22 protein-coding genes are annotated in these 22,273 nt (G+C 67.1%); 16 read left to right on the top strand and 6 right to left on the bottom strand.

Annotated features, from left to right (window positions below):
- Nucleotides 1–109: 109 nt before the first annotated feature.
- The 7 genes from SCA01S_RS06495 to SCA01S_RS06465 are packed head-to-tail and all read left to right on the top strand — an operon-like array spanning nt 110 to nt 6,719.
- Nucleotides 110–1,027 (top strand): cobalamin B12-binding domain-containing protein, encoded by a 918-nt coding sequence (locus SCA01S_RS06495; RefSeq protein ID WP_084390835.1) that lies wholly within the window; start codon nt 110–112, stop codon nt 1,025–1,027.
- 12 nt (nt 1,028–1,039) lie between these two features.
- A complete protein-coding gene (ppsR, locus tag SCA01S_RS06490) occupies nt 1,040–2,461 on the top strand; it encodes a transcriptional regulator PpsR (protein WP_062784127.1) in 1,422 nt (473 codons plus the stop codon).
- Nucleotides 2,462–2,518: 57 nt separating this feature from the next.
- Complete coding sequence (chlG, locus tag SCA01S_RS06485) at nt 2,519–3,421, top strand: chlorophyll synthase ChlG (RefSeq protein ID WP_062784125.1); 903 nt, start codon at nt 2,519–2,521, stop codon at nt 3,419–3,421.
- Entirely contained in the window at nt 3,418–4,740 is a 1,323-nt protein-coding gene (locus SCA01S_RS06480; protein ID WP_062784123.1) for a BCD family MFS transporter, read from the top strand. The genes chlG and SCA01S_RS06480 overlap by 4 nt, the downstream gene beginning before the upstream one ends.
- Complete coding sequence (locus SCA01S_RS06475; protein WP_062784121.1) at nt 4,737–5,966, top strand: geranylgeranyl diphosphate reductase; 1,230 nt, start codon at nt 4,737–4,739, stop codon at nt 5,964–5,966. Before SCA01S_RS06480 ends, SCA01S_RS06475 begins: the two co-directional genes overlap by 4 nt.
- Complete coding sequence (locus tag SCA01S_RS06470; protein ID WP_084390818.1) at nt 5,963–6,442, top strand: TspO/MBR family protein; 480 nt, start codon at nt 5,963–5,965, stop codon at nt 6,440–6,442. The genes SCA01S_RS06475 and SCA01S_RS06470 overlap by 4 nt, the downstream gene beginning before the upstream one ends.
- A 10-nt stretch (nt 6,443–6,452) precedes the next feature.
- A complete protein-coding gene (locus SCA01S_RS06465) occupies nt 6,453–6,719 on the top strand; it encodes a hypothetical protein (RefSeq protein ID WP_062784119.1) in 267 nt (88 codons plus the stop codon).
- Here the strand turns inward: SCA01S_RS06465 and SCA01S_RS06460 are convergent.
- Nucleotides 6,716–7,333, bottom strand: coding sequence for a TetR/AcrR family transcriptional regulator (locus SCA01S_RS06460; protein WP_062784117.1), 618 nt, complete (start codon nt 7,331–7,333; stop codon nt 6,716–6,718). The genes SCA01S_RS06465 and SCA01S_RS06460 overlap by 4 nt on opposite strands.
- Before the next feature lie 92 nt (nt 7,334–7,425).
- Between SCA01S_RS06460 and SCA01S_RS06455 the strand changes: the two genes are divergently transcribed.
- From SCA01S_RS06455 to SCA01S_RS06425, 7 genes are all read left to right on the top strand, one after another.
- Complete coding sequence (locus SCA01S_RS06455) at nt 7,426–8,559, top strand: acyl-CoA dehydrogenase family protein (RefSeq protein ID WP_062784115.1); 1,134 nt, start codon at nt 7,426–7,428, stop codon at nt 8,557–8,559.
- Between the two features lie 99 nt (nt 8,560–8,658).
- Nucleotides 8,659–9,426 (top strand): SDR family NAD(P)-dependent oxidoreductase, encoded by a 768-nt coding sequence (locus tag SCA01S_RS06450; protein ID WP_022678332.1) that lies wholly within the window; start codon nt 8,659–8,661, stop codon nt 9,424–9,426.
- A gap of 38 nt (nt 9,427–9,464) precedes the next feature.
- Nucleotides 9,465–10,658: an acyl-CoA dehydrogenase family protein gene (locus SCA01S_RS06445; RefSeq protein WP_062784113.1), complete on the top strand. Its 1,194-nt coding sequence runs from the start codon at nt 9,465–9,467 to the stop codon at nt 10,656–10,658.
- Nucleotides 10,648–11,745, top strand: a complete 1,098-nt coding sequence (locus tag SCA01S_RS06440) for a phosphotransferase family protein (RefSeq protein WP_062784111.1) — start codon at nt 10,648–10,650, stop codon at nt 11,743–11,745. The genes SCA01S_RS06445 and SCA01S_RS06440 overlap by 11 nt, the downstream gene beginning before the upstream one ends.
- The gene (locus SCA01S_RS06435) at nt 11,742–12,524 is read left to right on the top strand and encodes an enoyl-CoA hydratase/isomerase family protein (RefSeq protein WP_062784109.1); all 783 of its coding nucleotides are present in this window, start codon (nt 11,742–11,744) and stop codon (nt 12,522–12,524) included. The genes SCA01S_RS06440 and SCA01S_RS06435 overlap by 4 nt, the downstream gene beginning before the upstream one ends.
- A gap of 87 nt (nt 12,525–12,611) precedes the next feature.
- Nucleotides 12,612–13,589: an NAD(P)H-dependent flavin oxidoreductase gene (locus SCA01S_RS06430; protein WP_062784107.1), complete on the top strand. Its 978-nt coding sequence runs from the start codon at nt 12,612–12,614 to the stop codon at nt 13,587–13,589.
- A 103-nt stretch (nt 13,590–13,692) separates the two neighbouring features.
- Nucleotides 13,693–14,448: a helix-turn-helix domain-containing protein gene (locus tag SCA01S_RS06425; protein ID WP_062784105.1), complete on the top strand. Its 756-nt coding sequence runs from the start codon at nt 13,693–13,695 to the stop codon at nt 14,446–14,448.
- 21 nt (nt 14,449–14,469) lie between these two features.
- Here SCA01S_RS06425 and SCA01S_RS06420 read toward each other — a convergent pair whose 3' ends face one another.
- The 5 genes from SCA01S_RS06420 to SCA01S_RS06400 are packed head-to-tail and all read right to left on the bottom strand — an operon-like array spanning nt 14,470 to nt 20,380.
- Entirely contained in the window at nt 14,470–15,315 is an 846-nt protein-coding gene (locus SCA01S_RS06420) for an HpcH/HpaI aldolase/citrate lyase family protein (protein ID WP_062784103.1), read from the bottom strand.
- Complete coding sequence (locus SCA01S_RS06415; RefSeq protein WP_062784101.1) at nt 15,312–15,764, bottom strand: MaoC family dehydratase; 453 nt, start codon at nt 15,762–15,764, stop codon at nt 15,312–15,314. The genes SCA01S_RS06420 and SCA01S_RS06415 overlap by 4 nt, the downstream gene beginning before the upstream one ends.
- A 3-nt stretch (nt 15,765–15,767) precedes the next feature.
- Nucleotides 15,768–17,609, bottom strand: a complete 1,842-nt coding sequence (locus tag SCA01S_RS06410; protein WP_062784099.1) for an acetyl/propionyl/methylcrotonyl-CoA carboxylase subunit alpha — start codon at nt 17,607–17,609, stop codon at nt 15,768–15,770.
- A 6-nt stretch (nt 17,610–17,615) separates the two neighbouring features.
- A complete protein-coding gene (locus SCA01S_RS06405) occupies nt 17,616–19,217 on the bottom strand; it encodes a carboxyl transferase domain-containing protein (protein ID WP_062784097.1) in 1,602 nt (533 codons plus the stop codon).
- The gene (locus tag SCA01S_RS06400) at nt 19,214–20,380 is read right to left on the bottom strand and encodes an isovaleryl-CoA dehydrogenase (protein WP_062784095.1); all 1,167 of its coding nucleotides are present in this window, start codon (nt 20,378–20,380) and stop codon (nt 19,214–19,216) included. Before SCA01S_RS06400 ends, SCA01S_RS06405 begins: the two co-directional genes overlap by 4 nt.
- A 104-nt stretch (nt 20,381–20,484) precedes the next feature.
- Between SCA01S_RS06400 and SCA01S_RS06395 the strand changes: the two genes are divergently transcribed.
- Both SCA01S_RS06395 and SCA01S_RS06390 read left to right on the top strand, forming a co-directional pair.
- On the top strand, nt 20,485–21,330 hold the full coding sequence (locus SCA01S_RS06395) for a LysR family transcriptional regulator (protein WP_062784093.1): 846 nt from the start codon (nt 20,485–20,487) through the stop codon (nt 21,328–21,330).
- Nucleotides 21,331–21,461: 131 nt separating this feature from the next.
- A complete protein-coding gene (locus SCA01S_RS06390; protein ID WP_022678320.1) occupies nt 21,462–22,169 on the top strand; it encodes an alpha/beta fold hydrolase in 708 nt (235 codons plus the stop codon).
- Nucleotides 22,170–22,273 lie beyond the last annotated feature (104 nt).

Genomic DNA, 22,273 nt, shown 5'->3' with positions numbered 1-22,273 from the left:
AGATCGCCGAAAAGGGCGTACGCTCATGGTCCCGAACAGCAGTGGCCGTATCGATCCCGCAGTCCGGGCAAGGCGCGATCTGCGCCAAACCGGACCGGAGGGGTCTGACATGGCTACTGTTTTAGGTGCAGGCGCGGCAAAGCGGGCCGGTCGTGGGGAAGGGGCCCCGCGCGCCAAGGACGGCCGCAACGCCGCATCCGGCCGAACCATGGCCAAGGCGCGCGATAGTGCGCGGGCCTTCCCCCCCGCCGCCGTTGACGCCCTGATCAGCGAACATATCATTCCCCGCCTGCTCATGGCCCAGTCCCATGGCCCGGTGCCGCGCATCGCCGCACAAGGTACGGCCACGGTGGACGCGGCCGAGGCGGCGCGCTTTGCCTCGCTGCCGCTGCAACTCGAAGCCGATGAATTGCTGGCCTTGGTGGAAAGCATCCTGGCGCGCGGGGCCTGCGTCGAATCCGTGTTCGTCGATCTGCTGGCGCCCTCGGCGCGGCGCCTGGGAAAGCACTGGGAAGACGATGACTGCGATTTCGTCGATGTGACGATGGGCCTGTGGCGGCTGCAGGAAGTGATGCGCGAGGTGACCATGCGCTATCCCCCGCCGCGCGCCGTGCCGTTTCGCACGCGCTCGGCCCTGTTTGCGCCGATGCCTGGCGATCCGCACAGCTTTGGCGCGCTGATGGTGGAAGAAGTATTTGCCCGTGCCGGCTGGCAGACAGAGGTTCTGATCGACCCGGAACGCAAGGAATTGCTCCAGAATATTGCCGATCACAGCGTGGATCTGGTCGGCTTGACCATCAGTTGTGATTGTCCTAACGCAAAGCTTGCGAGCCTGATTTCCGCCATGCGCAGTGTATCGCGATCGCCCGATCTGAAGATTCTCATTGGTGGAAGAATGGTGAACGCCAATCCCGCGCTCGTCGACGAGGTCGGTGCCGATGGCAGCGCACAGGATGCCTGTGGCGCGCTTGATCTGGCCGAGCGCCTGGTGCCGATGCAGGCGTTGCCCGCCCGCTTCGGCGCATAGCTGGCCACGCCCATGTCCAGCCGCAGGAACAGCATCGAAGGCAAACTGCCTTTCACCTCTGCCACCCGGCATTTTGCCGCGCTGACCGGTGATGCCGCTGCCCGCCTGGCGATGGTCTCTGGCGAGATTGCGCTGATCCTGGACGCGGATGGCCGCATCGTTGACGTCTCGGCCGATCCCCGCGAATTTCCCGAAGCAGGCAGCTGGGTTGGCCGCGAATGGCTGGACACGGTGACTATCGAAAGCCGGCCCAAGGTGATGGAAATGCTCGCCGGGATGCGCAAGGGCGTGACCCAGCACTGGCGCCAGGTCAACCTGCTGTCGGGCGAGGGGGACATTCCCGTGCGCTTCGTCACGGTCAGCCTGGGCGCGGGCGGCCAAGGCTGCATCGCCATCGGCCGCGACATGCGCGACGAAGCCGCGCTGCAGCAGCGCCTGTTGCAGGCGCAGCAGTCGCTTGAACGCGATTATATCCGCCTGCGCCAGATCGAGGCGCGCTATCGCCTGCTGTTCGAACAGTCGGTAGAGCCGGTGCTGATCGTCGATGCCGACGGGTTCCGCATCCGCGAGGCCAACCAGGCCGCGCATCGCGCGTTCCACAGCCGTCCCGGATCGTTGCAGGGTGGCAAGCTGACCGCGCTGTTTGCCAATGCCGCGCGCGAACACATCATTGCCTTCCTGGGATCGGCGATGGTGTCGCACGGGCTGCAGCCGCTCGATGCCGCGCTCGCCCATGATGGCGAAAAGGTGCAGATTTCCGCCAGCGGTTTCCGCGAACGCGGCGGCCAGTTCATTCTGGTGCGGCTGTCCAGCCCGGTCGGCGCGGCACGGCCGGATGCCGGGGTGACGGTGCGGGTGATCGAGGCCATGCCCGATGCCTTTGTCCTGACCGACGCGACGATGATCATCCGCGAGGCCAATGCCGCGTTTGTCGAACTGGTGGCTGCCGCCAGTGCCGAACAGCTGCGCGGCCAGCCGCTGGGCGATTACGTGGGCCGTCCGGGCATCGATCTCGATCTGATCGAGGGCCAGCTGACCAAGCATGACAGCGCCCGCAACGTGGTGACCGTGGTGGGCGCCAGCGATGGCTTTGAAGGCGAGCCGGTCGAGCTTTCGGCCGTGCGTACCGGCAGCGAGCAGATCTGCTATGGCTTTGTCATCCGCCCGATCGGCCGCCGCCTGCGCGATCTGCCGACCACCAGCGACTCGCCGCGCTCGGTCGAGCAGCTGACCGAACTGGTCGGCCGCATGTCTTTGCGCGACATCGTGCGCGAGAGTACCGACCTGATCGAGCGGCTGTGTATCGAGGCGGCGCTGGAATATACCTCGAACAACCGCGCCTCGGCCGCCGAGATCCTCGGGCTGAGCCGCCAGAGCCTCTATTCCAAGCTGCATCGCTATGGCTTGGGCAACATGGCTGACGCGGAAGATTGACATAAATTCTGTCAATTTAATTTGACGCATGGCGCGCCATGGGCGTAGTCTTCGGGCATGGCTCGCTCTGCTGCCTTTCCCGCGATGGCGCCACTTCCGGCGCTCCGGGACGTTGTCACCCTGCTCAAGCCGATCACCTGGTTTCCGCCGATGTGGGCGATGGTGTGCGGCGTGCTGTCATCGGGCGTGCCGGTTGCCTCGCGCTGGTCTTTCCTGATCGCCGGCATTGCGCTGGCCGGCCCGCTGGTATGTGGCACCAGCCAGGCGGTGAACGACTGGTTCGATCGCCATGTCGATGCCATCAACGAGCCGCACCGCCCGATCCCCTCCGGCCGCATCGCCGGACGCTGGGGCCTGGCCATCGCGATCATCTGGAGCGGCGTTTCGCTGCTGGTGGCGGCGCTCACCGGGCCATGGGTGCTGGCCGCCACGACATTGGGCCTCGCCTGCGCCTGGGCCTACAGCGCGCCGCCCTTGCGCTTCAAGACCAGCGGCTGGATTGGCCCGGCAGTTGTGGCGCTCAGCTATGAAGGGTTGAGCTGGTTCACCGGGGCGGCGGTGATGGCCGGGGCGCTGCCCTCGGGTCGGGTGCTGGCTGTCCTGGCGCTCTATAGCCTGGGCGCGCATGGCATCATGACGCTCAACGATTTCAAGGCCGTGGTGGGTGATCGCCTGACCGGGCTGCGCTCTTTGCCGGTGGTTCTGGGGGAACGCCGCGCGGCGCTGCTGGCCAGCGCGGTGATGGCCGTGCCGCAGGGAGTGGTCGTGCTGTTGCTGTGGCGCTGGCATCTGGCGGTGCCGGCGCTGGCCGTGGCGGTGCTGCTGGCCGCGCAACTGGCGCTGATGCCCCGGCTGGTGGCCGATCCCGCGGCGCGCGCGCCCTGGTACAATGCCACCGGCGTGTCGCTTTATGTCTTTGGCATGATGGCCGCCGCGCTCGGCCTGGGAGGATACCTGTGAGACAGCACGCGTTCGGCTGGTGGTCCATCCTGCGCCTGGGCGCGGTGCAGGCGGCGATCGGGGCGATCACCATGTTGGCAACCTCGTTGCTCAACCGCCTGATGGTGCTGGAATATGGCCTCGCCGCCGGCATTCCGGCTGGGCTGGTGGCCTGGCACTATGGCGTGCAACTGTCGCGCCCGCTGTGGGGCCATGGATCGGATATTGGCCGGCGGCGCACGCCGTGGATACTGGCCGGCATGGTTACGCTGGGGCTGGGCGCGCTGTTGGCGGTGCATGGCGTGACCATGCTCGATGAATCGCGCTTCAAGGGTATTGCCCTGTCGGTCTTTGCCTTTACCCTGATCGGCGCCGGCGTGGGCGCGGCGGGCACCTCGGTGTTGGCGCTGCTGGCCACGGGCGTGGCGCCCGAACGGCGCGCGGCGGCCGCTGCCGTGACCTGGATCATGATGGTCTTTGGCATCGTGGTGGCAGCGGGTACGGCCGGGGCGCTGCTCGATCCCTATTCCGAACAGCGGCTGACCGCCGTTTCCGCCGGCGTGGTGGGCGCGGCGCTGCTGGTCACGGTCTTGGCCACGTTCCGCCTGGAGGGGCGCGGTCCGCTGCTGCCCGCCAGCGCGGCGCCAGTGGCCGGACCGCCGCTCTCGCTCAAGGAGGCACTGGCCGAGATTTTCGCCGACGATGAAGCGCGGCGCTTCACGCTGTTCATCTTCGTATCGATGCTCGCTTACAGCATGCAGGATCTGATCCTGGAGCCGTTCACCGGCCTGGTCTTTGCGATGACGCCGGGGCAATCGACCAGCCTGTCGGGATTGCAGAACGGCGGCGTGCTGATCGGCATGATCGCAACCGGCGTGGGCGGCAGCGCGTTTCGCGGGCGCCTGCCGATCGAGCTGCGCACCTGGACCATGGTCGGCTGCCTGGGTTCGGCCGTGGCGCTGGCCGGGCTGGCCATGGCTGCCTGGGTTGGCCCGGGCTGGCCGATTGCGGCCAATATTGCCCTCCTGGGTCTGTGCAACGGCGCCTTTGCGGTGTCCGCCATCGGATCGATGATGGGCCTGGCCGGCGCCGGCCGCCGCCAGGGTGAAGGCGTGCGTATGGGGGTGTGGGGCACTGCGCAGGCCATTGCCTTTGGCCTGGGTGGGCTGATCGGGGCGCTGGGCGTCGATGTGGCGCGCGGCGCCTTTGGCACGCCGGGCAAGGCCTTTGCCCTGATCTTTGCCGCCGAGGCGGGACTGTTTCTCTATTCCGCGCTCCTGGCCATGCGCACGCGCGGCGTGGCCCGGCCGGTCGCCAGCCTGAGGTCTGTGGCGATATGAACCAGGACGAACAGTTCGATGTCGTGGTGATCGGCGGCGGCCCGTGCGGCGCCACCACGGCCTGGGATCTGGCGCGCGCCGGGCGTTCGGTACTGCTGCTCGATCGTGGCGGGCGGATCAAGCCGTGTGGCGGGGCGGTGCCGCCGCGCCTGCTGGAAGAGTTCGAGGTGCCGCAATCGCTGCTGGTGGCGCGGGCGCGCGCCGCGCGCATGGTGGCGCCCTCGCGCCGCGCGGTGGACATGCCGGTGGGCGAGATCGGCTATGTCGGCATGGTCGACCGTGAGGTATTTGACGAATGGCTGCGCGCGCGTGCCGCCACGGCCGGTGCGGTGCGGCGTACCGGTACCTATGACAGCCTGGAGCGCGACGCGGACGGCGGGGCGATCGTGCGCTATCGCGCCACGCGCGGCGGCGCGATGCAACGGGTGCGCGCCCGGCTGGTGATCGGGGCCGACGGCGCCCGCTCTGCCGTGGCCCGCGCGCATGTGCCGGGAGCGGAACGCAACCCTTGCGTCTTTGCCTATCACGAGGTGATCCGCGCGCCGGCCACCGCGCAAGGCGTCGCTGGTGGGCAGGATTTCGACGCCACGCGTTGCGACGTGCTCTATCAGGGCCGCGTCTCGCCCGATTTCTATGGCTGGGTCTTTCCCCATGGTGAAACCGCCAGCATTGGCGTGGGCTCGGCGCGCAAGGGCTTTTCGCTGCGCCAGTCGGTGGCATTGATGCGCCAGGACATGGGCCTTTCCCGCTGCGAGACGATCCGCCGCGAAGGCGCGCCGATCCCGCTCAAGCCGCTGCGGCGGTGGGACAACGGGCGCGATGTGCTCTTGGCGGGCGACGCCGCCGGGGTGGTGGCGCCGGCTTCGGGCGAGGGCATCTATTACGCCATGGCCGGTGGGCGCATTGCCGCGCAGACCGCGCTGGAATTCCTCGCCTGTGGCAATCCTGCGGTCTTGCGCCAGGCGCGGCGCACGTTCCTGCGCGCGCATGGCCGTGTGTTCTGGATTCTCGGGATGATGCAGTATTTCTGGTATTCCAGCGACAAGCGCCGCGAGCGCTTTGTGGCGATGTGCGCCGATCGCGATGTGCAACAGCTGACCTGGCAGGCCTATATGAACAAGCGACTGGTGCGGCAGCGACCCATGGCGCACTTGCGCATTTTCCTGAAAGATTGCGCACACCTGCTCGGCCTGGCCCGGCCCGCCACCGAAAGTCCCGCGCCATGAGCCGGCCCTGGGCCATGCCCGTGGGCATCGCCGTGGTCGCGGCGCTGGTGGTCGCGCTGCTGGGCGGCACGATCACCGACCTTGGGCCATGGTATGAAGCGCTGCACAAGCCGGCGTTCACCCCGCCGCGCCCGGTGTTTCCGATCGCCTGGACAGTGATCTTTGCCTTGGCGGCCACCGCCGGGGTCAATGCTTGGCGCGCCGCGCGTGATGTGCGCACGTCTGACACGGTGATCGGGCTCTTTGCCCTCAACGGTTTTCTCAACATCTTGTGGAGCCTGCTGTTCTTTCGCGTCCAGCGGCCGGACTGGGCCTTTTTCGAGCTGGTCGCGCTATGGTGCTCGATCGCGGTGCTGATCCTTTATTGCCTGCGCATCTCGCGCCTGGCGGCCGTGCTGCTGCTGCCTTACCTAGCGTGGGTGAGCGTCGCGGGTATGCTCAACTGGCAGGTCGTTCAATTGAACGGCCCGTTCTAGGGCAGGCAAGATGGGCACCTATTTCGCCAGTGGCCATGCTGCCGATGTGATGCTGGCGGCGCTGGTGATCGAGGCGGCCTGGCTGCTGGCGCGCGGGCGGGGGTTGGGCCTGGTGATGATCATGCTGGGGCCCGCCGCGCTTATCGTGTTGGGGCTGCGCGCTGCACTGGTGGGCGCGCCTTGGCCGTGGATCGCGCTGCCGCTGGCACTATCGCTGCCGATCCACCTGGCTGATCCGCGCCTGTGGCGCCGGGAAGCGGAACGGCCGAGCGCCTAGCGCGGCAGAAAACCCTGCGCGAGCATGGTGACAAGTTCTTCGGCAATGCGCGCCGGGGGCAGTTCGCCCTGGGGATCGTGCCAGCGGCCCGGCCAGTTGAGCGCGCCGGCCAGGGCAAAGCCCAGCAGCTTGGTATTGGTCGGCGCCAGCGAGCCATCAGCCACGCCTTCCTCGATCAGTTCGCGCATGGCGCTGTCGATCTTGCGCTTGAGTGCCTGGAACTGGGCGCGGCTGTCAGGGCCCAGCGCCTCGGCCCCGGTGCGCACCACGCAGCGGCCGAAATCGTCCATGTTGACCTGGGCATAGCGCGTCAGGAACAGGCGCAGCCGTTGGGCCCCGTTGCCGTCGGTCTGGCGCGCCTGCTCTGCCGCTTCGAGCAGTTGCGACAGGCCGATCGTCACGCATTCGAGCAGCACCTGATCCTTGTTGCCGAGGTAGTGATAGATCGTCGGCTTGGAGATCCCCAGGCTGGCCGCCACGTCATCCAGCGAGGTCTGGTGAAAGCCACGTTCGTTGAACATCTGCACCGCCGCGCGCAGCACGGCCTCGCGCTTGGCGGCGCGCGCCTTGCTGCGCTGTTGCGGGGATTGAAACGGGGAATCGGCTGGCGGCAACTTTTCGGCTCCATCGGCTGCGAGGACGTGTTGACATGATACCGAACAGAAGGCAATCTACTCGTGAGTAAACAATAGTCCGGTCAGTATCCATGATTCTCGACGAAACCCAGATGGCCGTGCGCGACATGGTTCGCGCCTTTGCCCAGGAGCAGCTGCGCCCGAACACCCGCGCGTTCGAGGAAGCGGGGGGCTATCCCCCCGAACTGTTCGCGCAGATGGCGCAACTGGGCCTGATGGGCATGACCGCGCCGGAAAGCGAAGGCGGCGCCGGGCTCGATGCGGTGTCCTATGCCCTGGCGCTGATCGAGATTGCGGCGGGCGATGGCGCGCTTTCGACGATCGTGTCGATCCACAACAGCCTGATCGTGGCGGGAATCCTCGCCTATGGCAGTGCCGCGCAGCGCGCCCGCTTCCTGCCCGATCTGGTGGCCGGACGCGCCACGGGCGCCTTTGCCCTGACCGAGGCAGATGCCGGATCGGATGCGTCGGCGCTGCGCACGCGGGCCACGCGGGTGGATGGTGGCTGGTCGCTCAATGGCGCCAAGCAGTTCATTTCCAACGGCCGCATCGGCAAGGTGGCGATCGTCTTTGCCGCCAGTGATCCGGCCGCCGGCAAGAAGGGCATCACCGCCTTCCTCGTGCCCACCGACAGCCCCGGCTATGTCGTGGACAAGGTGGAGCACAAGCTGGGGCAGTGGGCATCCGATACCTGCGCGATCCGGTTCGATGATGTGTTCGTGCCCGATGACATGGTGCTGGGCGCGCCGGGGCAGGGCTATCGCATCGCGCTGTCCAACCTGGAGGCCGGGAGGATCGGCATTGCCGCGCAGTGCATCGGCATGGCCGACGCCGCGCTGGCCATTGCCGTGGCCTATGCCAAGGACCGCAAAAGCTTTGGCCAGCCGATCATTGCCCACCAGGCCGTGGGCCACCGCCTGGCCGACCTGGCCGCGCGGCTGGAGGCGGCGCGCCAGCTGGTGCTGCACGCCGCTGCGGTAAAACAGACCGGGGCACCCTGCCTGCAGGAAGCCTCGATGGCCAAGCTGGTCGCCTCTGAAACCGCAGAGGCGGTGGTTTCCGGCGCGATCCAGACGCTGGGTGGCTATGGCTATCTCGAGGAATACGGCGTGGCCAAGATCTATCGCGATGTGCGGGTGTGCCAGATCTATGAAGGCACATCGGATATCCAGCGCATGGTGATTGCGCGGGCCCTGGCTGGATGACTGGGGCGGGATAGGCGCGCTAGTGTTTCGGCCAGTGCGGCCGCGCGGCAAAGCATCCTAAAGACAACAGCAAATCGACAGAGTTCGGGAGACAGGTTCATGGATATCAACGGCCTTGCGGCCATCGTTACCGGCGGCGCATCGGGCCTGGGTGCCGCGACAGCAGAAATGCTCAGCGCGCGCGGTGCCAAGGTGGCATTGTTCGATCTCAACGCGGCAGCCGGAGAGGCCAAGGCAGCCGAAATCGGCGGCCTGTTCAAGACGGTGGACGTGACCGATGAAGCATCGGTGAGCGATGCTATCGCCCAGGCCGAAGCCGTGCACGGCAAGGCGCGCATCCTGGTCAACTGCGCCGGGATTGCCCCGCCAGCCAAGGTCTTGAGCCGCGATGGCAGCCCGCTGCCGCTGGCTGATTTTGCCAAGATCATCAACATCAACCTGATCGGCACGTTCAACGTGCTGTCCAAGTTTGCCGCGCGCATCTTTGACGCTGAACCGCTCGATGCCGATGGCGCGCGCGGGGTGATCGTCAACACGGCCAGCGTTGCCGCGTTCGATGGCCAGATCGGCCAGCCCGCCTATGCCGCCAGCAAGGGTGGCGTGGCCGCCATGGCGCTGCCGATCGCGCGTGAATTGGCCCGCTTTGGCATTCGCGTGAACACCATTGCGCCGGGCATCTTCTGGACGCCGATGCTCGCCAGCCTGCCGCAGGATGCACAGGATTCGCTGGGGCAGCAGGTGCCGTTCCCCAGCCGCCTGGGCCAGCCGGCCGAATATGCCAAGCTGGTGGAAGCGATCGTGGGCAATTCCATGCTCAATGGCGAGGTTATCCGCCTCGACGGCGCGATCCGCATGGCCCCGCGCTGAGCGCGCAGACACCAGACCAAAAGCACAAGGAGAGGGTGATGAGCGGGATCGGCATGGCAGCGGCGCAAGACCTGGCGCGCAAGGTGGAAACCTTTGTGCGCGAGGTGGTCGCGCCCTATGAACAAGACCCGCGCCGCGACCATCACGGCGCGCCGACCGATGCGCTGGTGCATGAACTGCGTGAAAAGGCCCGTGCGGCCGGCGTGCTGACCCCGCACATCATGCCCGACGGCGGCCATCTGACCCAGCGCGAGACGGCGGTGGTCCTGGCGGCCAGCGGTCTTTCGCCGCTGGGGCCGCTGGCCTGCAACACGGCCGCGCCCGACGAGGGCAACATGTACCTCCTGGGCAAGGTGGGCGACGCTGCGCTGCGCGAGCGTTTCCTCAAGCCGATGGTCGAAGGCCATGCGCGATCGGCCTTTTTCATGACCGAGCCGGCCGAGCTGCAAGGCGCCGGGTCTGACCCCTCGATGATGATCACCACGTGCCGCAAGGATGGCAACCATTGGGTGATCAATGGCACCAAGTGCTTCATCACCGGCGCCGATGGCGCGCAGGTGGGCATCGTCATGGCGCGATCGGAAGAGGCCGACAGCGCGGGCGGGGCCTGCATGTTCCTGGTCGATCTGCCCGATCCGGCGATCCGCATCGATCATGTGCCCAATACGATCGACAGCTCGATGCCCGGCGGCCATGCCACGGTCACGATCGACAATCTGCGCGTGCCGGCCGACCAGATGCTGGGCCAGGCGGGCGAAGGGTTCAAATATGCCCAGATCCGCCTTTCGCCCGCGCGCCTGTCGCACTGCATGCGCTGGCTGGGCGCCTGCCAGCGCGCCAACGAGATCGCCAGCGACTATGCCAACCGCCGCATGGCCTTTGGCAAGCCGCTGATCGATCATGAAGGCGTGGGCTTCATGCTGGCCGAAAACCTGATCGACCTGAAGCAGGCGGAACTGATGATCGACTGGTGCGCCAGCGTGCTCGATACCGGCAGCCTGGGCACGGCCGAAAGCAGCATGAGCAAGGTTGCAGTGTCAGAGGCGCTGATGCGCGTGGCCGATCGCTGCGTCCAGGTGATGGGCGGCACCGGCGTGACCGACAAGACCATCGTGGAGCAGGTGTTCCGCGAAATCCGCGCGTTCCGCATCTATGATGGCCCGACCGAAGTGCACAAGTGGAGCCTGGCCAAGAAGATCAAGCGCGATTGGAAGCAGGCCCATGCGCACTGAGCAATCGGCACCGCCCGCGCAGCTTGATGCGGCGCAGATTGCCCAGGCCAACGCCGGCGTTGGCGCGGTGCGGACCGCGCTGGACGAACAGGCGCTGGCGGCGTGGCTTTCCGCCCATGTCGCGGGCTTTGCCGGGCCGCTGCGCGTGGCGCAGTTCAATGGCGGCCAGTCCAACCCCACCTATCGCCTGGAAACGCCCGCGGCGCGCTATGTCTTGCGGCGCAAGCCCCCGGGCACCGTGCTGAAAGGCGCGCACGACGTGCTGCGCGAGGCGCGCGTGCAGCAGGCCCTGGCGGGCAGCGACGTGCCGGTGGCGCGCATCTTGGGTGTGTGCGATGACGATGCCGTGATCGGCAGCGCGTTCTATGTGATGGACATGGTGGATGGCCGCGTGTTCTGGGACGCGAGCTTTGCCGAAGTGGCCAAGCATGATCGCGCCGCCTATTTCGACGAGATGAACCGGGTGATCGCCGCCCTGCACGGGGTGGATCATGTGGCTGTGGGGCTGGGCGATTATGGCAAGCCGGGCAACTATTTCGCCCGGCAGATCGGCCGCTGGACCCGGCAATACCTGGAAGACGAACTGGCGGGGCGCGATCCCGACATGGATGCGCTGGTCGCCTGGCTGCCCACGGCCATTCCCGATGATGACACGACCACCCTGGTCCATGGCGATTTCCGCTGTGACAACATGATCTTTCACCCGACGGAGCCGCGCGTGCTGGCCGTGCTCGACTGGGAGCTTTCGACGCTGGGGCATCCGCTCGCTGATTTTGCTTATCATGCGATGATGTATCGCATGCCGGGCGATATCGTTGCCGGGCTGGGTGGGGCCGATCCGCAGCCGCTGGGCCTGCCGAGCGAGGCGGACTATATCGCCCGCTATTGCGCGCGCACCGGGCGCGATGGCATTGCCAATTGGGATTTCTACGTCGCGTTCCAGTTCTTTCGGCTGGCGGCGATCTTTCACGGCATCAAGGGCCGCGTGCTGCGCGGCACGGCGGCCAATGCCCAGGCGGCGCAGCGCGCGGAAGCCTTTCCGCGCCTGGCCCGGCTGGGGCGCGAAGCGATGGAGGCCTGCGCATGAGCGACGATCTGGTTCTGGTGGAGCGCCGCGGCGCCGTTGCGATCCTCACGCTCAATCGCCCGGCGGCGGGCAACACGCTCGACATGCCCACGGCCACCCGGCTGGAGCAGGTGGTGGCGAGCGTGGCGGGCGATGCCAGCGTGCGCTGCGTGGTCGTGACCGGGACGGGCAAGCTCTTTTGCGGCGGCGGTGACGTGGGTTCGTTCGGCCGCGCGAGTGAGGGGCCATCGGCGTTCCTGTTTGCCCTGGCCGGCTCGGTGCATCGTTCGGTGCTGGCCTTGGCGCGCATGGGCAAGCCCTTGGTCACGCTGGTCAACGGCCCGGCCGCTGGCGCCGGGTTGAGCCTGGCGATCCTGGGCGACGTGGCCTTGGCCGCGCCCTCCGCGCATTTCACCGCCGCCTATGGCATGGTGGGCCTGACGCCCGATGGCGGGATGAGCTGGACCCTGCCGCGCGTGGTGGGCCTGCGCCGCGCGCAGGAAATTATCCTGACCAACCGCCGCATCGGCGCCGACGAGGCCGCGCAGATCGGCCTGGTGACCCGCGTGGTCGCGGCCGAGGCGCTGCTCGACGAAGGCCTGGCCGTGGCCGAGCGGCTCGCCCAGGGGCCGGTTGGCGCGATTGCCGGCGCGCGCGCCCTGCTCGCGGCCAGCATGCAGAATGATCTGGCCACGCAGCTTGATCTGGAAGTGGTGCGCATTGCCGATGCCGGCGCCGGGGCCGAAGCGGCCGAAGGCATTGCCGCATTTGCCGAACGGCGTCCGCCGCGCTTTACCTGAAGCCCAGCCCCCGTTCCCCAATCCTGGCCACGGCGCGTCCCGTTAGGGACGGCGCTGGGCCGTGCCGTTCCGATGTGAGGTGCAATCATGGCGATCAAGACCCGGATTACGCAGCTTTTGGGCATTGCCCACCCCATTGTGCAGGGGGGAATGATGTGGGTGGGCCGCGCCGAACTGGCGAGCGCGGTATCCAACGCCGGGGGGCTGGGCATCCTGACTGCGCTGACCCAGCCGACGCCCCATGATCTGCGGCGCGAGATCGACCGCTGCCGCACCATGACCGACAAGCCGTTTGGCGTGAACCTGACGATCCTGCCCTCGGTCAGCCCGCCGCCCTATGCCGAATATCGCCGCGCGATCATCGATAGCGGGGTCAAGATCGTGGAAACCGCCGGGCACAACCCACGCGAGCATATCGAGGATTTCAAAAGCCACGGCGTGACCGTGCTGCACAAGTGCACCGCCGTGCGCCATGCCGTTTCTGCGCAGAAGATGGGCGTGGACGTGATCAGCATCGATGGCTTTGAATGCGCGGGCCACCCCGGTGAGGATGATATCCCGGGCCTGATTCTGATCCCTGCTGCGGCCGACCAGATCAGCATTCCGATGCTGGCCAGCGGCGGCATTGGCGACGGGCGCGGGCTGGCTGCCGCGCTGGCGCTGGGCGCCGAAGGGGTGAACATGGGCACGCGGTTCTGCGCCACGGTGGAAGCGCCGATCCACGATGCGATCAAGCAGTTGCTGGTGGCCAACAGCGAGCGCGATACGCGCCTGATCTTCCGCCGGTTTCAAAACACCGGGCGCGTCGCGGCAACGCCGGTGTCTGATCGCGTGGTGGAAATTTCCGCCCGGCCCGAGGCGGTTTTCGAGGATATCCGCCCGCTGGTGTCAGGCGCTAAGGGGCGCGAGGCGCTGGAAACCGGCAATGTCGAGGCCGGGCTGGTCTGGGCCGGGCAGGTGCAGGGCCTGATTAACGATATCCCGACTTGCGCGCAGCTGCTGAGCCGCATGGTGGCCGAGGCAGAGGACGTCATCCGTGGGCGGCTGGGCGGGTTCCTCGCCTGATCCTTCCCGCGCGCTCGGATCGCCACTGGTTGCCAGCGGGAACGGCAGTACAAGAATTTAGGGGTGGTTGGCGCGGATCGCCTGCCATAGTCGTGGCCCGGCCATGACCACGCCGATCACCCCCGCCGTTGACTCGCTGACCGAAAAGGAAAGGCAGGTGTTGCGTCTGATGGTGCGCGGGCACGATGCCAAATCGATCGCCTGCCGCCTCGATCTTTCGGTGCACACGATCAACGAGCGCCTGCGGGATGCACGGCGAAAGCTTGCGGTTTCGAGCAGCCGGGAAGCGGCGCGGCTGCTTTTCGATGCCGAGGGAGAGCCTCCCAAAAATTCAGGGGACAGCGAATTGGGGGAAGCCCCGCACCCCGGCGATATGGAACAGCCTGGTCTGGCCGGACGAATGTCTCGTCACGGCTGGATCAAGACAGGAAGTATCGCCATGTCATTGCTGATGGGACTGGCCGCGCTTGTGGCGCTGCCGCTGATGAATGCGTCGTCAGATCCGCAACCCGCCGCCACGGTCGAAACCAGCGATCCCGCCATTATCGCCACCGCACGCCGTTTCCTCGAGCTTGCCGACCAGCACGACTGGGCCCAGACCTATCGCATGACCACGATGCGTTTCCGCAAGGCCAACACGCAGCAGGTCTGGGCGAACGTTTCGGAAAAGGTCCATGCCGACCTGGGCACGGTGCAATCGCGCCAATTGCTCAGCGAACAGAACCTGCCCGCACCCCCCAACGGCTATGAAGTGGTGAAATTCCGCAGCCTCTTTGCCAAGAAGGGCGAGGTGGTGGAGACGGTCACGTTGGAACACGTCGATGGCGCATGGCAGGTGGCAGGCGTGACAGTGGGCTGAACTTGGCACGCCAGGGTTTCGCTACCGCTGGCTGCGTGCTGCCAGCGCCAGGATCGCCTCTGCCTGCTTGAGGTGGGGGCGATCGATCATCCGGCCATCGAGTTGCACTACGCCCAGCGCGGGATCGGCGGCGAACAGCGCCACCACGCGGCGGGCGTGGTCGATCTCGGCCGGGGTGGGCGTGAAGGCCTGATTGATCACCGGCACTTGCGCGGGGTGCAGCGCCATCATCCCGGTAAAGCCATCGCGGCGCGCCCGCGCGGCATAGCGGGCCAGGCCGTCGAGGTCTGCCAGCGCGGGATAGACCGTTTCGATCGCGGCCACGCCGGCCTTGTGCGCGCCGAACAGCGCCAGGCTGCGCACCAGTTCGTAGGGCGGGGTATAGCGGCCATCGTCTTCACGCGCGGTGGCAGCGCCGATCGCGGCGGGCAGATCTTCCGCGCCCCAGGTCAGCCCGCACAACGCCGCGCGCACATCGCCATAGCTGCCCAGTTCGAACACGGCGGCCGGCGTTTCGGTGGCAATCGGCAGGATCGGCACGGCCTGCGCGCCCATCATGGCCAGAAGCGTGCCGACGGTTTCCGCGCCTTCGGCCTTGGGCAGCATGATCCCGTCGGGCCGGCCGGGCAGCGCCGCCGCCAGATCGGCAGCGGCCATTCCACTGTCCACCGGATTGATCCGCACGAAGACCGGGCATGGGCGCGGGCCGGCCAGATACTCGGCGACGGCGTCGCGTGCCCCATCCTTGGCGGCGAGCGCGACCGAGTCTTCCAGGTCAAGGATCACCGCATCGGCGCCGCTCGCCGCTGCCTTTGAAAAGCGTTCGGGCCGGTCGGCCGGCACGAACAGCAAGGAGCGCAGCTTCATGCCGGCGTTCCCGCGATCAGCGCGCTGCGTGTGCATTTGCACACCACTTCGCCGCGCTGGTTGATCAGTTCATGCGCGAACGTGACGATGCCGGCGCCCGGGCGCGAGCGGGAGGGGCGCGTTTCCAGCACTGCGCTGGTGGCGTGGAGCGTATCGCCGATGAACACCGGCTTGGGCATGACCACTGCGTCATAGCCCAGGTTGGCCACCAGCGTGCCGAGCGTGGTTTCGCCCACCGACAGCCCGACCATCAGCGCGAATGTGAAAGTGCCGTTGACGAGGATCTGGCCGAACTCGCTGGCGCGCGCAGCCTCGGCGTCGAGGTGCAGCGGCTGGGGGTTGTGCGTCATGCACGAAAACAGCAGGTTGTCGGTCTCGGTCACGGTGCGGCGGATCGGGTGTTCGATCCGGTCACCCACGGCCCATGCATCGAAAAAGCGCCCGGTCATGGTTCAATCGTCCTGCTGCGTGATGCGCGCCAGCAGCGCATCGACTTGCACTTGCGCGCCCGCCTGGGTTTCGAGCGCGTCGACCACGCCATCGAACGGGGCAACCAGCGTGTGTTCCATCTTCATCGCTTCGAGGGTCAAGAGCTTTTGGCCCTTGGTGACGGTTTCCCCCTGCGCCACGGACACCGCGATGACGCGGCCCGGCATGGGCGCCAGGATCGCGCCATCGCCGGCCGTGGCGCCGTCGCTCGGCTTGTGGTGCCAGGGTTCGAGCCGCCACACCTGTCCGTGTTCGCAGACCAGGGTGAACGGTGCCGGATTGGTTGCGGCGCCAGCGAAGGCGATTTCAATGGGCGCGCCATCGAGCAGGAAATGCCCGGTGCGAACGGGCGCGGCATTGAGGCGCAGGCCTGGCGCCAGGCTGGGCACAACGAGCCGCGCAGCGGCCTTGGCGAGGGCCGCTGCCGAGGGTGCAAGCGGCTCTGCCAGAGCGGCACCGTCACGGCCGATCAGGCCGGTATCAACGTCGCCGGCGACAAACTGCGGATGGTGCAGCAGGCGCGCGAGGAACGCGGCATTGGTGCGCACCGGCCAGATGGCCGTCTCGTCGAGCATCTTGGCGAGACGCTGGCGCGCGTCTTCGCGGCTGGGGCCATGGGCGATGACTTTGGCGACCATCGGATCGTAGAACGGGCTGATCGTGTCGCCCTGCGCCACGCCGGTATCGATGCGCCCGCCCTCAACCATCCCGAACTGCAGATGGTCGAGCCGGCCGATCGAGGGTAGGAAGCCCTTGGCCGGGTCTTCGGCATAGAGCCGCGCTTCCATTGCCCAGCCCTGGATCGTCAGTTCGTCCTGGCGGCGGGGCAGCGGTTCGCCGCTGGCCACGCGGATCTGCCATTCGACCAAGTCGACCCCGGTGGTCGCCTCGGTCACCGGGTGTTCCACCTGAAGCCGGGTGTTCATTTCCATGAACCAGATGCGATCGGCGCGCAGGCCTTCCGAGCCATCGGCGATGAATTCGATCGTGCCGGCGCCCTGATAGCCCACGGCCTGCGCCGCGCGCACCGCCGCCTGGCACACCGCGGCCCGCGTCGCTTCGTCCATGCCGGGCGCCGGGGCTTCCTCGATCACCTTCTGGTGGCGGCGTTGCAGCGAGCAATCGCGTTCAAACAGGTGGACCACGTTGCCGTGCGCATCACCGAACACCTGCACTTCGATATGGCGGGGTGAGAGGATGTATTTCTCGATCAGCACATGCGCGTTGCCGAACGAGGCAGCCGCCTCGCGCTGGCACGAGGCGAGCGCGTCGGCAAAATCCTGCGGCTGTTCGACCAGGCGCATGCCCTTGCCGCCGCCGCCGGCCACGGCCTTGATCAGGACCGGATAGCCGACCTTGGCCGCTTCGGCCGCCAGGAATTCGGCATCCTGGTTTTCGCCCAGATAACCCGGCGTGGTCGGCACGCCGGCCTGCTGCATCAGTGCCTTGGCCGCGTCCTTGAGGCCCATCGCCGAAATCGCGGCGGGCGGCGGGCCGACCCACACCAGGCCCGCGTCGAGCACGGCTTGCGCAAAGGCAGCGTTTTCCGAAAGGAAGCCATAGCCGGGGTGGATCGCCTGGGCGCCGGTTTCCAGCGCGGCGGCGATGATCTTTTCACCCACCAGATAGGATTCGCGCGCCGCCGCCGGGCCGATGGCCACGGCCTGGTCGGCTTGGGCCAAGTGCATGGCCTGGGCGTCTGCTTCCGAATAGACGGCCACCGTGCGCAGGCCCAGGCGACGGGCGGTGCGGATGATCCGGCAGGCGATTTCGCCACGGTTGGCGATAAGGATGGATTGGATCATGCGCGCTTACATCCGAAACACGCCGAAGGACGGACGATCGGCAAAGGGGGCTTCCAGGCAGGCTTCCAGCGCCAGGCCGACCACGTCGCGGGTCTGCACCGGATCGATCACGCCGTCGTCCCACAGGCGGGCGGTGGCGTAATAGGGATTGCCTTCGTCTTCGTATTTCTGGCGGATCGGCGCCTTGAAGGCTTCGGCCTGTTCGGGCGTCCAGCTTGCGGCATCGCGGTGCACGGTGGCGAGCACGCTGGCCGCCTGTTCCCCGCCCATCACCGAAATGCGCGCGTTGGGCCAAGTGAACAGGAAGCGTGGGCCATAGGCGCGGCCGCACATGCCATAGTTGCCCGCGCCAAAGCTGCCGCCGATCAGCACGGTGATCTTGGGCACTTGCGCGGTGGCGACGGCCGTCACCAGCTTGGCGCCATGCTTGGCGATACCTTCGGCTTCATACTTGCCTCCGACCATGAAGCCCGAGATGTTCTGCAGGAACAGCAGCGGAATGCCGCGCTGGCAGGCCAGCTCGATGAAATGCGCGCCCTTTTGCGCGGATTGTGAAAACAGCACGCCGTTGTTGGCCAGGATGGCCACCGGCAGTCCGTGGATGTGGGCAAAGCCGCAGACCAGCGTGGTGCCGAACAGCGCCTTAAATTCGTGAAATTCGCTGCCATCGACGATCCGCGCGATCACTTCGCGCACATCGTAGGGTGCGCGCACATCTTGCGGGATCACGCCATAGAGCCCTTGCGGATCATGCAGCGGCGGGCGGCTCTCGCGGCGTTCCACCCGCGCGCGATCGGGCGCGCCCAGGTGCGAGACGATATCGCGCACGATCGACAGGGCATGTTCGTCGTTTTCAGCAAGGTGATCGACCACGCCCGACTGGCGCGCGTGGAGATCGCCGCCGCCGAGATCTTCGGCGCTGATTTCCTCGCCCGTGGCAGCCTTCACCAGCGGCGGGCCGGCCAGGAAGATCGTGCCCTGATCCTTCACGATCACGGTCTCGTCGCTCATCGCCGGAACATAGGCGCCGCCGGCGGTGCACGATCCCATCACGGCGGCGATCTGGGCAATGCCGGCCGCGCTCATCCGCGCCTGATTGTAGAAGAACCGGCCAAAGTGATCGCGATCGGGAAACACCTCTGCCTGGTTGGGCAAGTTGGCGCCACCCGAGTCCACCAGATAGACGCAGGGCAGGCGGTTTTCCTGCGCGATTTCCTGGGCGCGCAGATGCTTTTTCACCGTCATCGGGAAATAGGTGCCGCCCTTGACCGTGGCATCGTTGGCAAAGACCATGCACTGCCGCCCGGAAACGCGGCCAATGCCGGCGATGATGCCCGCGCCGGGCACTTCGTCGTTATAGAGGCCATTGGCCGCCAACTGGCCCACTTCGAGAAACGGCGAGCCAGGATCGAGCAGCCGCTCTACCCGGTCACGCGGCAAGAGCTTGCCCCGCGCGGTGTGGCGGGCGCGTGCGCGTTCATCGCCGCCCAGGGCTGCCTTGGCGACGCGGGCGCGCAAGTCTTCGGCCAGGGCGCGGTTGTGCGCGGCGCGCGCCTGCGCGTCCGGGCTGGCCAGATCGATGGCGGTGGGTAGGACTGGCGCGCTCATCCCTTAATTCCAATCAGTTCGCGGCCGATCAGCATGCGGCGGATTTCGTTGGTACCCGCGCCGATATCGAGCAGCTTGGCATCGCGCAGATAGCGTTCCACCGGCCAATCCTTGGTATAGCCGGCGCCGCCCAGCGCCTGGATCGCCTCGCCCGCGACGCGAAATGCGCTTTCGCTGGCGAGCAGGATGGCGCCGGCGGCATCGAACCGCGTGGTCTGCCCGGCATCGCAGGCGCGCGCCACGGTATAGACATAGGCCCGCGCCGATTGCAGCGCGACATACATATCGGCCACCTTGGCCTGCATCAGCTGGAACGTGCCGATCGCCTTGCCGAACTGCTGGCGTTCGCGCACATAGGGGATCACCGTGTCGAGGCAGGCCTGCATGATGCCGATCTGCATGCCCGCCAAAACCACGCGCTCGTAATCCAGCCCGCTCATCAGCACGCCCACGCCGCCGTTGACGGGACCCATGACGTTTTCGGCCGGGACGAAGCAATCGTCGAACACCAGCTCGCACGTGGGGCTGCCGCGCAGGCCCATCTTGTCGATCTTTTGCCCGATCGAGAAGCCCGGCATGCCGCGCTCGATCAGGAACGCGGTAATGCCCTTGGCGCCGGCATCGGGCGCAGTCTTCGCATAGACCACCAGGGTATCGGCATACGTGCCGTTGGTGATCCAGAACTTGGTGCCGTTAAGGCGGAAGCCACCATCGACTGCATCGGCACGCAGCTTCATCGCCACAACATCCGAACCGGCGCCGGCTTCCGACATCGCCAGGCTGCCAACGTGTTCGCCCGATACCAGCTTGGGCAAGTACTTGGCCTTTTGCGCGGGATTGCCCCAGCGGCGGATCTGGTTGACGCACAGGTTGGAATGCGCGCCATAGGACAGGCCCACTGCGCCCGAGGCGCGGCTGACTTCTTCCACCGCGATGACATGGTGGAGATAGCCCAGGCCCAGTCCGCCGAATTCCTCCTCCACGGTCACGCCATGCAGGCCGAGCGCGCCCATCGGCTCCCACAATTCGCGGGGGAAGCGGTCTTCGGTGTCGATCGCGGCGGCCAGCGGCGCGATCTGCTCGTCGGCAAAGCGGCCAGCGGCCTCGCGGATCATCTGGGCGTTTTCATCCAGGCCGAAATCGAGTTCGGGGGTTGCACGCACGGCTTTGTCTCCTCTTCCCGCCCACTGTTTTCTGTGGCCATGATACCGCGCCGCTGGCTGCGCAGGAAATTGATTTTCGCAGCGGATTTGCATAGAAAAAACCTATGTTGAAACGCAACCACCTGCGCCAGTTCCTGGCCATCGTCGAAACCGGCGGTATCAGCGCGGCCGCGCGGCGGCTGAACCTGAGCCAGCCGACGCTGTCGGCCGGCCTGGCCGAACTGGAGCGGCTGGTGGGGGCGCCCTTGCTGATGCGCGATCGCAAGCAGATCCGCCTGACGGCGGCGGGCACGCGCCTGCTCGCCCATGCCCGCACGATCGAGCGGGAGTTTCGCCTGGCCGAAACCCCGGCGCAGGATCTGGCCCCGGTGGCCGCGCCGCTGCGCCTGGGCGTGCTGGCCTCGTTGCCCGGCCGGGCGCTGGTGCAACTGGCGCGTGATATGCAGGGCACGCGCCCGCTGGTGCTGCTGGAAGGCAGCGATGCCGATCTCCGCCGCCGGCTGGGCGAAGGGCAACTCGATGCCATTCTCACCCTGCTGCATGGCGCGCCAGCGGAAGGAGCGGTGGTCGAGGAAGGCTATGCCATGCTGCTGCCGCAGGGCCATGCGCTGGCCGCGCGCACCATGGTCAGCGCGCTGGACCTGGCGGCCGATATCATGGTGGCGCGGCGCAGCTGCGAGATCCTGGGCGAAACCAGCCGCTTCTTCACCGCCCAGGGCGTGCGCCCGCACTTCCTGCTGCGCAGCGCTAACGAGGAACGCTGCATGGACCTGGTGCGGCAAGGGCTGGCAGTGACCACCGGGCCGGTGAGCCTGGCCGGCGATGGCGTGGTGGCGGTGCCGCTGGCCGGCTATGATTTCCGCCGTCGGCTGGGTCTGGTGGGCGGCGGCCAGGCGCTGGACCCGGCACTGGTGGCAAGTTGGGGCCGGCTGGCCGCCAGCTGGGCATGATCTGGGGCCGTCAGCCCAAGCCCCGGTTGGGGCGTTGAGATTCACCCGATCGGGGGTTTGTCGGCACGCGTGGTTTTGCAAAACATTGCAGGCCTGCGGGCATCCCTCTCTCCTGATCGGAGCCAACCATTATGACCGCGTCCCCCACCATGCCGACCGTCGTTCTTGTCCATGGCGCCTGGGCCGATGGATCGAGCTGGCAGCGCGTCATTCCCCTGTTGCTGGCGGCTGACGTGCCGGTGGTGGCGGTGCAGAACCCGACGACCTCGCTGGCCGATGACGTGGCCGCCACCGCGCGCACGCTGGCCACGGTTGCCGGGCCAGTGGTGCTGGTCGGGCATAGCTGGGGCGGGGCGGTGATCACCCAGGCTGGCAACGATCCCAAGGTCAAGGCGCTGGTCTATGTCGCCGCATTCGCGCCCAAGGCCGGTGAAACCGTGGGCGACCAGGTCGGCCGCCACGAAGCCCCACCGGCGCTGGGCAAGATCATCGACGATGGCGCTGGTTTCCTGACGCTGAGCGCGGCAGGCTGGATCGAGGACGTGGCGCAGGACCTGCCCGAGACCGAGGCGCGCGTGCTCTGCGCCACGCAGCCGCCGCTCGCCGCCAGCACCTTTGGCGACAAGGTGGAGCAGGCCGCGTGGGAAACACGCCCGACCTGGTACATCGTTTCCGCGCAGGATCGCATTGTCAGCGTGGCGCTGGAGCGCGAACTGGCCGCGGCGATGAACGCGCAGACCAGCGAAGTGGCGGCCGGGCACCTGAGCCTGCTGTCGCAGCCCGAGGCGGTGGCGGGCGTTATCCTCGACGCCGTGCGCGCGACGGCTGCAAGCCTCTGAAACATGTGCGCAGTGAACCAAGAGGCGCTTTTTCCTGTCATGGCTTCATGACAGGATCGTCGCGTCCTGCTCACGGCCGATACCGGATTCGGCCAAGCAATGGA

The sequence above is a fragment of the Novosphingobium capsulatum NBRC 12533 genome (assembly GCF_001598375.1).
GTDB classification, from domain to species: Bacteria; Pseudomonadota; Alphaproteobacteria; order Sphingomonadales; family Sphingomonadaceae; genus Novosphingobium; species Novosphingobium capsulatum.
This window is presented reverse-complemented; position numbering and strand designations above follow the sequence as displayed.